Annotated in this window: 11 protein-coding genes; 8 read left to right on the top strand and 3 right to left on the bottom strand. The window is 67.0% G+C overall.

Annotated features, from left to right (window positions below; translation table 11 throughout):
* Positions 1–434: 434 nt before the first annotated feature.
* Entirely contained in the window at positions 435–587 is a 153-nt protein-coding gene (locus tag BW38_RS10155) for a hypothetical protein (RefSeq protein ID WP_025878408.1), read from the top strand.
* A gap of 58 nt (positions 588–645) precedes the next feature.
* Here BW38_RS10155 and BW38_RS10160 read toward each other — a convergent pair whose 3' ends face one another.
* The gene (locus BW38_RS10160; protein ID WP_025878409.1) at positions 646–1,125 is read right to left on the bottom strand and encodes an AsnC family transcriptional regulator; all 480 of its coding nucleotides are present in this window, start codon (positions 1,123–1,125) and stop codon (positions 646–648) included.
* A 149-nt stretch (positions 1,126–1,274) separates the two neighbouring features.
* Here BW38_RS10160 and BW38_RS10165 point away from each other — a divergent pair, with 149 nt between their 5' ends.
* Together BW38_RS10165 and alr are read left to right on the top strand one after the other, a co-directional pair.
* Positions 1,275–2,579: a D-amino acid dehydrogenase gene (locus tag BW38_RS10165; RefSeq protein ID WP_032976409.1), complete on the top strand. Its 1,305-nt coding sequence runs from the start codon at positions 1,275–1,277 to the stop codon at positions 2,577–2,579.
* A complete protein-coding gene (alr, locus tag BW38_RS10170) occupies positions 2,558–3,628 on the top strand; it encodes an alanine racemase (RefSeq protein WP_032976408.1) in 1,071 nt (356 codons plus the stop codon). The genes BW38_RS10165 and alr overlap by 22 nt, the downstream gene beginning before the upstream one ends.
* Before the next feature lie 383 nt (positions 3,629–4,011).
* Here alr and BW38_RS10175 read toward each other — a convergent pair whose 3' ends face one another.
* Positions 4,012–4,578 carry a DUF3016 domain-containing protein gene (locus BW38_RS10175; RefSeq protein WP_032976406.1) on the bottom strand — a complete coding sequence of 189 codons (567 nt, stop codon included), beginning with the start codon at positions 4,576–4,578 and terminating at the stop codon, positions 4,012–4,014.
* A gap of 249 nt (positions 4,579–4,827) precedes the next feature.
* On the opposite strand from BW38_RS10175, the gene BW38_RS10180 reads away from it, so the two are divergent.
* Complete coding sequence (locus BW38_RS10180) at positions 4,828–6,813, top strand: ATP-binding protein (RefSeq protein WP_235189957.1); 1,986 nt, start codon at positions 4,828–4,830, stop codon at positions 6,811–6,813.
* 44 nt (positions 6,814–6,857) lie between these two features.
* Entirely contained in the window at positions 6,858–7,148 is a 291-nt protein-coding gene (locus tag BW38_RS10185) for a DUF3247 family protein (RefSeq protein WP_032976403.1), read from the top strand.
* 156 nt (positions 7,149–7,304) lie between these two features.
* On the opposite strand, the gene BW38_RS10190 is transcribed toward BW38_RS10185, so the two are convergent.
* The gene (locus tag BW38_RS10190; RefSeq protein ID WP_025878415.1) at positions 7,305–7,568 is read right to left on the bottom strand and encodes a hypothetical protein; all 264 of its coding nucleotides are present in this window, start codon (positions 7,566–7,568) and stop codon (positions 7,305–7,307) included.
* Positions 7,569–7,729: 161 nt separating this feature from the next.
* Between BW38_RS10190 and BW38_RS10195 the strand changes: the two genes are divergently transcribed.
* Genes BW38_RS10195 through BW38_RS10205 form a run of 3 tightly spaced genes read left to right on the top strand, consistent with a single transcriptional unit; the run spans position 7,730 to position 10,178 of the window.
* On the top strand, positions 7,730–8,800 hold the full coding sequence (locus BW38_RS10195) for a class I SAM-dependent methyltransferase (RefSeq protein ID WP_025878416.1): 1,071 nt from the start codon (positions 7,730–7,732) through the stop codon (positions 8,798–8,800).
* Complete coding sequence (locus BW38_RS10200; protein WP_032976402.1) at positions 8,797–9,498, top strand: 16S rRNA pseudouridine(516) synthase; 702 nt, start codon at positions 8,797–8,799, stop codon at positions 9,496–9,498. The genes BW38_RS10195 and BW38_RS10200 overlap by 4 nt, the downstream gene beginning before the upstream one ends.
* Entirely contained in the window at positions 9,495–10,178 is a 684-nt protein-coding gene (locus tag BW38_RS10205) for an HAD family phosphatase (protein ID WP_032976401.1), read from the top strand. The genes BW38_RS10200 and BW38_RS10205 overlap by 4 nt, the downstream gene beginning before the upstream one ends.
* Positions 10,179–10,299 lie beyond the last annotated feature (121 nt).

Here is a 10,299-nt window from a genome sequence, read left to right as displayed (position 1 = left end):
AGCGCCATGGGCCCGAGGCATGCCTCGGGCGGATTGGGCAGGACGCCCAACCCCGGTCTTGCCGTGTGCGCAGGACAGCGCACACGAGCAAGGCGCGCCGAGCCTACAGGGGTGAGGGCGCTTTGCTTGCGAAGCACTGCTTCGCAAGCGCCCGAACGCACAGCCGCTAGCGGCTGGGCCGGTCTGGGGATTCACGGCGTCCCCTGCACAGCCCACCCACCCGGCCTCACCCGCAATGCTGGAAGCATGCGCAGCCACGAGGGGCTCAGCCGTTGGCAGGAAACCCGCCACCTACATGACCGCCGGAAAACAGCCCCCGCCCTGTACACCCCGCATCACCCGTTTTTCGCCTGCGATTAACCGCACCAGGACCACGGTGGACCTGCGCCGGCATCCCTGTCGTCGCGCTTCCCTCGTCCCCTTGGAATACGATCATGGCCAACCAGCAGAACCGTCATCCCGGCAAGGAACAGCAGGGCAAAACACCGCAGGAACAGCAACGCCAGCAGCAACAGCAACAGCAGCCGAACGAGCAGCAGAAGAAGAATCCGCAACAAGGTTCCATGAAGAACCCGCAGCAGCGCTGATGCAGCCAGGGGACCAGAGCCCGCGTTGCGGGGTCTGGTCCCGCTGCCGCCGGTCGGTTCAATCCGGAATCGGCAGCGCCCAGGTCTCCTTGACCTCTTCCATCACGATGTAGCTCTTCGACTCACGCACATGTGGCAGGGTCAGCAGGGTGCTGCCGAGCAGCTTGCGATAGGACGCCATCTCGCTGATCCGTGCCTTCAGCAGGTAATCGAAATCGCCCGACACCAGATGGCATTCCAGCACGTTGGGCAGCTTCAGCGCCGAACGCCGGAATTCCTCGAAGATGTCGCCGGATTTGTAGGCCAGGCTGATCTCCACGAACACCAGCAGGCTCGCTTTCAGCGCGCTGGGGTCCAGGTGCGCGTGGTAGCCGGTGATCACCGCTTCGCGCTCCAGCCGGCGCACACGCTCGGTGCACGGGGTGGTCGACAGGCCGACCCGTTCGCCCAGCTCGGTGAAGGAAATGCGGCCTTCGGCCTGCAGGATGCGCAGGATCTTGCGGTCGATCTTGTCCAGCTCGCGGGGACGGGTGGCCATGGGCGTCAAGCTCGGGGAATGAATCACAGGGAAATATCCTGACTGCATTGCTGAAATCAGGCAAATCATCTGGATACGGAAGAATATACTTCCCCGATTATGGCCCCTGCGCACGCAAATGCAGGGAATGATCGGGTTGGAGAATTCCCATGCGAGTCCTAGTCCTCGGCAGCGGCGTGATCGGCACCACCAGTGCCTGGTACCTGCGACAGGCCGGGTTTGAAGTCACGGTCGTCGACCGCCAGCCCGGTCCCGCGCTGGAAACCAGCTTCGCCAATGCCGGCCAGCTGTCATTCGGCTACACCTCGCCGTGGGCTGCCCCGGGCGTGCCGAAGAAGGCCATCGGCTGGTTGTTCGAAAAGCACGCACCGCTGGCGATCAAGCCGGGCATGGACCTGGCCCAGTACCGCTGGCTGTGGCAGATGCTGCGCAACTGCACCCACGAGCGCTACGCGATCAACAAGGCGCGCATGGTGCGCATGTCCGAGTACAGCCGCGACTGCCTGAACGAGCTGCGTGCGCAGATCGGCATCGATTTCGAAGGGCGCGACCTGGGCACCACCCAGCTGTTCCGCACCCAGCAGCAGCTGGATGCATCGGCGCAGGACATCGAGATCCTGGCCCAGTACGGTGTGCCGTACGAAGTGCTGGATCGCGCCGGCATCATCAAGGCCGAGCCAGCGCTGGCCCACGTCGATGGCCTGGTGGGTGCGCTGCGCCTGCCGCGCGACCAGACCGGCGATTGCCAGCTGTTCACCCGCCGCTTGGCGCAGATGGCGGCCGAAGCGGGGGTCGAGTTCCGTTACGACCAGGACATCACCGGCGTGGAATCCGACGGCGACCGCATCACCGGCGTGCGCATCGGCGGCAAGCTGGAAACCGCGGACCGCTTCGTGGTCGCACTGGGCAGCTATTCGCCGGGACTGGTCGCGCCGCTGGGCATGCGCCTGCCGGTGTATCCGCTGAAGGGCTACTCGCTGACCCTGCCGATCACCGACCCGGCGATGGCACCCACTTCGACCATCCTCGATGAGAGCTACAAGGTGGCGGTGACCCGCTTCGACAACCGCATCCGCGTCGGCGGCATGGCCGAGGTGGCCGGTTTCGACCTGTCGCTGTCGCCGCGCCGCCGCGAGACGCTGGAGCTGGTGGTGCGCGACCTGTACCCGAAGGGCGGTGACCTGGCCAAGGCCGAGTTCTGGACCGGCCTGCGCCCGGCCACGCCGGACGGCACGCCGGTGATCGGCGCCACGCCGTTCCGCAACCTGTTCCTCAACACCGGCCACGGCACGCTGGGTTGGACCATGGCCTGCGGCTCGGGCCGCTACCTGGCCGACCTGATGAGCGCGCGCCAGCCGCAGATCAGCACCGAAGGCCTGGATATCTTCCGCTACGGCCAGTACCGCCACGCCCCGCAACATGAGAACCGCACATGCGTCCTGCCCGCGCGCTGATCGACCTGGGCGCACTGCGCAGCAACTATCGCCTGGCCCGTGAACTGGGCGGTGGCAAGGCGCTGGCGATCCTCAAGGCCGATGCCTATGGCCACGGTGCGGTGCGCTGTGCGCAGGCACTGGAAGGCGAGGCCGACGGCTTTGGCGTGGCCACCATCGAAGAAGCGCTGGAACTGCGCCAGGCCGGCATCCGTGCGCCGATCCTGCTGCTGGAAGGCATCTTCGAGCCCAGCGAAATGGCGCTGGTGGCCGAGCATGACCTGTGGTTCTCGGTCGGTTCGCCGTGGCAGCTGGAAGCGCTGGTCGCGTTCGACAGCCCGCGGCCGCTGACGGTGTGGCTGAAGCTGGACAGCGGCATGCACCGGCTGGGCCTGGACGTTCCCGGATTCCGCGCCGCGCACGCGCGTTTGTCTGCACTGCCGCAGGTGGCGCGCATCGTGATGATGACCCACCTGGCACGCGCCGATGAACTGGACAGCGAGCGTACCCGTGAGCAGGCCGCGACCTTCGTCGAGGCCATCGATGGTCTTGAAGGCGAGACCAGCATCTGCAACTCGCCGGCGCTGCTGGGCTGGCCGGACGTGCGCAGTGACTGGGTGCGCCCGGGCCTGATGCTGTACGGCGCCAATCCGCTGCCGGACAACAGTGAACTCACCGCGCGCCTGCGCCCGGTGATGACGATGCAGTCCAAGGTGTTCGCCGAGCGCTGGATCGAAGCCGGCGAGCCGGTCGGCTACGGTGCGCGCTTCGTGGCCAAGGCGCGCACACGCGTGGGCGTGGTCGCACTGGGCTATGCCGATGGTTATCCGCAGTTCGCCCCCAATGGCACGCCGGTGCTGATCGATGGCCAACCCGGTGGACTGATCGGCCGCGTGTCGATGGACATGCTGACCGTGGACCTGACCGCGCATGCGCAGGCCGGTGTTGGCAGCGTGGTGGAACTGTGGGGTACGGCGCCGACCCTGTCCGATCTGGCGCCGCGTTGCGGTGTCAGTGCCTACCAGCTGCCGTGCGGCGTCAAGCGCGTGGCACGCATCTACCAGGACTGACCGGCTCTGGTAGCTGCCGACCTTGGTCGGCGCTGCGAATGCGTGTCGACCAAGGTCGACACCTACCGGATCGGATCAGCGCTGCACACGGCTCTGGTAGCTGCCGACCTTGGTCGGCGCTGTGAATGCGTGTCGACCAAGGTCGACACCTACCGGATCGGATCAGCGCTGCACACGGCTCTGGTAGCTGCCGACCTTGGTCGGCGCTGTGAATGCGTGTCGACCAAGGTCGACACCTACCGGATCGGATCAGCGCTGCGCACGGCTCTGGTAGCTGCCGACCTTGGTCGGCGCTGTGAATGCGTGTCGACCAAGGTCAACACCTACCGGATCGGATCAAACCCTGGTCGGCGCTGTGGCTGCGTGTCGACCAAGGTCGACACCTACCGGGCAGCGGTAACGCGTGAGGTCAGCTGGCGCTTCACCCAGTCATCGATCAGGCGCTTTTCATAGCGCAGCGGATCGGTATCGCTCTTCAGGCCGATGTTGTGCAGGTAGCCGCTGTCGCTCAGGCGGGCGTCGCCTTCATCGATGATGCGCCCGCTGGCGTCCTTCAGCGTGTACTGCAGGGTGATCCGCGGTGGGTAGATGTCGCGCATGATCCGGATGTCGCGGCCACGCGGGCCGTGCCAGGGCTCGTAGTCGCCTGCGCGCTTGACGTCCACCAGGGTCACCTCCAGCGTCTGCCCGGCCTGCAGGGGCTTGGCGGCGCTGGTCTGCACGTAGCGTGCCAGCTGCTGCACCCAGTCCCCGCGTTCGGCCTCGAAGCGGTTGGTGCTCTGGCGGATCTCGGTGAATTGCGCCGGATCATTCCACTGCACGCTGACCGGGCCATTGGCCTGTAGTGCGCGCGGCGCATCGGGCGCGGTTACCGTCCGCGGCGCGGCGGCCACGCTGCCCACGGCAAGCATGCCGGCCAGCAGCAGGGCGGTTGAAAGCGAACCTTTCATGGCGGTCTCCTGCGTCCCCGAAGCGGGGAGGATGATGATCTCGGATCGAGTGTGATCCCGCCGCCGGGCCGCAGCAATGGCCAGTAGCGTCAAATGCGTCAACAGTTGCCGCCAATTCATGGTCGTCAACCCTGACTGACGGCGCTTGACGCTGTGAATACGCACTCTGGAAGATGCTGTACCTCCATCCGGTCTTTTCCTCCCACGCCCTTGTCCACACTGCCGCCCCTCGTGGAGCGCTCACCCTTGATGGTGCCGACGCCCGAAACCGACCTGCACCATGGCGTGCTTGAGCGCATCCACGCAGGTTTCTGTGTGATCCAGGTGCTGTTCGATGGCGACGAGGCGATCGACTACCGCTTCCTCGAGGTCAACGATGCCTTCGAGCGCCACACCGGCCTGAAGGATGCCTGTGGCAAGCGCATGAGCACGCTGGAGCCCCATCACGAAGGTGACTGGTTCCGGATCTACGGCGAAGTGGCGCGGACCGGGCGACCGGCCCAGTTCGAAATGGATGCCCGTGCTCTGGGGCGCACGTTCGCCGTGGATGCCGTTCGGGTTGGCCAGCCGGGCGAGGACAAGGTCGGCATCCTGTTCTTCGACGTGACCGCGCGCAAGCAGATGGAAGTGGAACTGGGCGAGAGCGAGGCCCGTTTCAGTGCGTTGGCCGATGGCCTGCCGATGCCGGTGTGGGTGCTGGACGAGCGCGGCCACGCCCGCTTCGTCAACAGTGCCTTCAGCGAGTTCTTCGGCGGCGACGAGAACCGGGTGCCCGAAGATGTCTGGCGCGGCCTGGTGCATCCCGACGATGCGTCGGTGTTCGAATACGAACTGCAGGAAGCGCTTAAGGCACAGCGTTCGATGCATGCGTTGGTGCGTGCACGTCGTGCCGATGGGCAGTGGCGCTGGCTGGAAATGAACGCACGTCCGCGCTTCTCGCGGATGGGCCGTTTCATCGGCCTGGCCGGCAGCAGCCCGGATGTCACCGAGCGCCGCGAGATCGAACTGGCGCGCGAGGAACTGCTGCAGTCCGAGCGTGCCGCGCGCAGTGCGGCCGAAAACATGGCGCGGCTGAAGGATGAGTTCCTGGCCACGCTGTCGCACGAGCTGCGCACGCCGCTGACCACGATCCTGGGCTGGAGTGAACTGCTGCTGCAGCGCGTCGATTCCACCAGCCCGCTGTACAAGGGCCTGGGCGTGATCGCCAACAGCGCGACCGCGCAGAAGCGGTTGATCTCGGACATGCTCGACCTCAGCAGCATGCTGCTGGGCAAGGTGCAGCTGGAAGTGGAAGTGCTGGACCTGCGCGACCAGTTGAACGAAGCGATGGGCGCACAGGAGCTGGTGGCCGAGGGCAAGGCGCTGGACGTCACCCTGCAGCTGCCGGCACAGCCCTGCCAGGTGCTGGGCGATGCCACCCGGCTGCAGCAGGTGTTCTGGAACCTGTTGTCCAACGCGATCAAGTTCACCCCGGCCGAAGGCCGCATCGACGTGCAGCTGCAGGCCGATGGCAACTATTGGACGATCACCGTGCGCGATACCGGCGACGGCATCGCGCCGGAGTTCCTGAACCATCTGTTCAGCCGCTTCCGCCAGGCCGACGGCACCACCACCCGCCGCCATGGCGGTCTGGGCCTGGGCCTGGCCATCGTGCAGCAGCTGGTCGAGTTGCACGGCGGTTCGGTCAGCGCGGCCAGCGATGGCCACGGTCACGGCTCCACCTTCACCGTGCGCCTGCCGCAGCATCTGCCGGATGCCGAACGGCGTCCGCTGCGTGAGGTCGTCAGCGGTCCTATCCTGGAACCGATGGTGGTCGAGCCGTACCCGCTGCGCGGCCTGCATGTGCTGGCGGTGGAAGACCAGCCTGAAGTGCTGGAGTACCTGCGGCGCATGCTGGAAGAGCAGGGCGCGAGCGTGTCCGCCGCCAGTTCGGCGGGCGAAGCGCTGGCGCTGCTGGCCGACAATGGCCACCTGCAGTACCAGGTGCTGCTGACCGACATCGGCATGCCGGGCATGGATGGCTATGGCCTGGTAAGCACGTTGCGGCAGGACTTGGGCGTGGATGCGGCAGCGCTGCCTGCGGTAGCGGTGACTGCGCTGGCGCGTGCCGATGACCGTCGCCGTGCGTTGGCCTCGGGCTTCCAGGAGCATGTGGCCAAGCCGTATTCGGTGGCCCAGCTGGTGGGTGTGGTGCGGCGCGTGCAGGCCACGCGCGGGGACAACCTGCTGCACTGAGCATTCACGGACGATCGGCGACCCTGCAGTTCAGGAGGTCGCCGATGTCCCGTATTGCTCCCCGTATCCATACTGATTCCGCGCAGATCGCGCGCCTGGAAGCCCTGTTGCCGCAGTTGCAGGGGGAAACCGAGGTGCAGCTGACCCTGCACGATGGCCGACGCCTGCTGGGCACGGTGGCGGTGCAGCCGACGCTGCAACAGTACCGCAACGACGCCGGCGACGAAGGCAGCAATGGCCAGCTGCGGCTGGACGATCTTGATGCGCCGGTGCAGCAGCATTACGTGTGGCTGGATGAAATCGCCAGCATCCGCAGGTTGCCGCCGAGGCTCTGACGGCAACTGCAGATGGCTGCATCCACGCATGGCGTGGATCTACTGTAGAGCCACGCCACGCGTAGCTGCGATGATCATTCGAACAGTAGAGCCACGCCATGCGTGGCTGCGATGGTCATTCGAACAGTAGAGCCACGCCATGCGTGGCTGCGGTGGTCAATGTTCGAACAGCGTTGCCGTCGCTTCGAACCTGCGCGCATACGCGCGCTCCTCGGCTACCCGGGTCACTTCATCGTCTGCCAGATCCGGCGCGCCATAGACGGCGTAGGCCACGCTGCCATCGGCGCCGTGGCCAACCTGGTGCAGGCGGTAGCGGGAATGGCCGCCGCCGGTGTCCTCCGGGTAATGCACGGGGGGATGGCTGCCTTCCAGGTCCATTTCACTGTTGTCGACGACACCTCCGACGAACAAGGCACGCATGCAGGATCTCCAAGGGTTGCGGGGGAGCTTCTACCCTGAACGCTGGCATGTTGCTGCGGCATCAAGGCAACGTTGAAGTTTCGCAAAGCGGTGGCCGGGGCCGGGCCGGGGCGGACAAGCCGGTACAATGGACGGCCCTCACGCTTCCAGTACCCGCGCCGATGGCATCCAGCGACGACGCCCCCCTGCAGACCCTGTTCCTGCCGTTCTCCAGCGGCGCCCTGCGCTGGCCGGAGGGCCCGGTGGCCTTCCTGCGCGCCCGTGACGGCTGGCCACTGCGCGAGCAGGCCGGCGGCCGCGAAGTCGACTGCGAACAGAGCTTCGCCCCGTTCGCGCAGCCGCTGCAGCAGGCCGCTGGCTGGACCGTCAGCGGGCAGCTGGATGATGTTGCCGGCCGCGGCCGTTACCCGCTGGTGCTGGTGCTGCCGCCGCGCCAGCGCGAGGAAGCCCGCGCGCTGTTCGCCCGCGCCCTGGCGCTGGTCGCCGAGGGTGGCCGCATCGTGGCCTGCCAGCACAACAACGAAGGTGCCCGCTCCGGCGAAGGCGACCTCAAGCAGCTGGCTGGCCTCGGCGGCAGCCTGACCAAGAACCACTGCCGCGTGTTCTGGACCGCTCCGCTGCAGGGCCAGCACGATGTGGACGTAGCCAAGCGCTGGGGCGCGCTGGACGCAGTGCGGCCGATCGTCGGCGGCCGTTTCCTCAGCCGTCCGGGCGTGTTCGCCTGGGACCGCATCGACCCGGCGTCGGCCCTGCTGGCCGAGCATCTGCCGGCCGACCTGGCCGGGCGTGCAGCTGACCTCGGTGCCGGTTACGGCTACCTGTCGCGTGAACTGCTGGAGCGCTGCCCGAAGATCACCGCGCTGGACCTGTACGAGGCCGAGAAGCGCGCGCTGGACCTGGCCGAACTCAATCTGGCACCGCCACCGCGCCCCGTGCCGCTGCGCTTCCTGTGGCGCGACGTCACCGCCGGTATCGAGCCGGACTACGACGTCATCATCAGCAACCCGCCGTTCCACACGCCCTCGCGTGCGGATCGCCCGGACATCGGCCAGCGCTTCATCGCCGTGGCCGCGCAGGCGCTGCGCCCGGGTGGGCGCCTGTACGTGGTGGCCAACCGCCACCTGCCCTACGAGTACACGCTCAACGAGAGCTTCGGCGCGGTGCGCGTGGTTGCCGAGCGCGATGGCTTCAAGCTGGTCGAAGCGGTGAAGGGCAAGGGGAAGGGCCGGTGAAGCTGGTCAAGCACATCGCCAACCTCGGCTACGGCAGCCGCAAGCAGGTGCAGTGGATGTTCCGCGAAGGCCGCGTCACCGACGCCGACGGCGAGGTGCTGTACGCCGACGACCAGGTGCCGCATGAAGCGGTGCGGGTCGACGGCGAGCCACTGGACCCGCCGGTGGGCCTGTCGCTGGCGATGTACAAGCCGGCTGGCTACACCTGTTCGACCAAGGACAAGGGCCGCCTGATCTACGACCTGCTGCCGCCGCGCTTCCGCGACCGCGACCCGGTGCTGTCCACTGTCGGCCGTCTGGACCGTGAGACCAGCGGCCTGTTGCTGCTGACCGACGACGGCAACCTGCTGCATCGGATCATTTCGCCGAAGTCGAAGCTGCCCAAGGTCTACGAAGTGGAGCTGGCCGAAGACCTGCGTGGTGACGAGGTGGCGCTGTTTGCCAGCGGCACGCTGATGCTGGAAGCGGAGAAGACGCCCCTGCTGCCGGCTGAACTGCAGGTGCTCGGGCCGCGCAAGGCGCGCCTGGTACTGCACGAAGGCCGCTACCATCAGGTACGCCGCATGTTCGCTGCCGCAGGCAACCATGTGCAGGCACTGCATCGCAGCCGTGTTGGTGGCCTGGACCTGCAGGGACTGGCCGAAGGGCAATGGCGGCTGCTGACCTCCACCGATCTGGATACGTTGTTCGCTCCATGACCTCCATCGCTGCGCTGCCGTTCCTGCCCGACGCCGTCATCTTCGACATGGACGGCTTGATGATCGACAGCGAGCGTGTGTCGCTTGCATGCTGGAGCGAGGCGGCGGAGGAATTCGGCCTGCCCCTGGATGCCAGCTTCTTCGTGCGCATGGTCGGCCTTGGCGACCGCGACAGCCAGGCGCTGCTGCGCCAGCAGGGCATCGAAGACAGCATGATCGAGGCCATGGCCGCGCGTTGCCATGATCTGTACGAGGAGCGCACGCAGACCGGGCTGCCGCTGCGGCCGGGCATCCTGGAACTGCTGGAGCTGCTGAAGGCGCATGCGGTGCCGCGCGCGGTGGCGACCACTACGCGGCAGCCGCGGGCCAACCGCAAGCTGGCTGCAGCCGGGCTGCTGCCATACTTCGATGCGGTGATCACCAGTGGCGATGTGGCGCGGCCGAAGCCGGCGCCGGACATCTACCTGCTGGCCGCGCAGCGGCTGGGACAGGCGCCGGAACGTTGCCTGGCGCTGGAGGATTCGCCGGCGGGAACCCGTGCCGCGCTGGCCGCCGGCATGACCGTGATCCAGGTACCGGATCTGGTGCATCCCGATGAAGAACTGCGCGCGCTCGGCCACCGCATCGTCGGCTCGCTGGTGGACGCGCACGCCTTGCTGCTGCCGCTGCTGCCGAGGTAACGGTGGGGGATGGTGGGTGTCGACCGTTGGCCGGCACGCTTCACCGCTCTCGCCGGGCATGGCCCGGCGCTACCGCTCTGGTGGGTGTCACCTTGAAGCTGGTGGGTGCCGACCGTTGGTC

It is taken from the genome of Stenotrophomonas sp. RIT309 (assembly GCF_000632045.1).
Taxonomy (GTDB): Bacteria; Pseudomonadota; Gammaproteobacteria; order Xanthomonadales; family Xanthomonadaceae; genus Stenotrophomonas; species Stenotrophomonas indicatrix.
This window is presented reverse-complemented; position numbering and strand designations above follow the sequence as displayed.

Coding starts and splice junctions, on each gene's coding strand:
- BW38_RS10175 (WP_032976406.1), bottom strand. CDS start 4,578: ATGAAAGGTTCGCTTTCAACCGCCCTGCTGCTGGCCGGCATGCTTGCC.
- BW38_RS10195 (WP_025878416.1), top strand. CDS start 7,730: ATGGCATCCAGCGACGACGCCCCCCTGCAGACCCTGTTCCTGCCGTTC.
- BW38_RS10155 (WP_025878408.1), top strand. CDS start 435: ATGGCCAACCAGCAGAACCGTCATCCCGGCAAGGAACAGCAGGGCAAA.
- BW38_RS10185 (WP_032976403.1), top strand. CDS start 6,858: ATGTCCCGTATTGCTCCCCGTATCCATACTGATTCCGCGCAGATCGCG.
- alr (WP_032976408.1), top strand. CDS start 2,558: ATGCGTCCTGCCCGCGCGCTGATCGACCTGGGCGCACTGCGCAGCAAC.
- BW38_RS10190 (WP_025878415.1), bottom strand. CDS start 7,568: ATGCGTGCCTTGTTCGTCGGAGGTGTCGTCGACAACAGTGAAATGGAC.
- BW38_RS10160 (WP_025878409.1), bottom strand. CDS start 1,125: ATGGCCACCCGTCCCCGCGAGCTGGACAAGATCGACCGCAAGATCCTG.
- BW38_RS10180 (WP_235189957.1), top strand. CDS start 4,828: ATGGTGCCGACGCCCGAAACCGACCTGCACCATGGCGTGCTTGAGCGC.
- BW38_RS10205 (WP_032976401.1), top strand. CDS start 9,495: ATGACCTCCATCGCTGCGCTGCCGTTCCTGCCCGACGCCGTCATCTTC.
- BW38_RS10165 (WP_032976409.1), top strand. CDS start 1,275: ATGCGAGTCCTAGTCCTCGGCAGCGGCGTGATCGGCACCACCAGTGCC.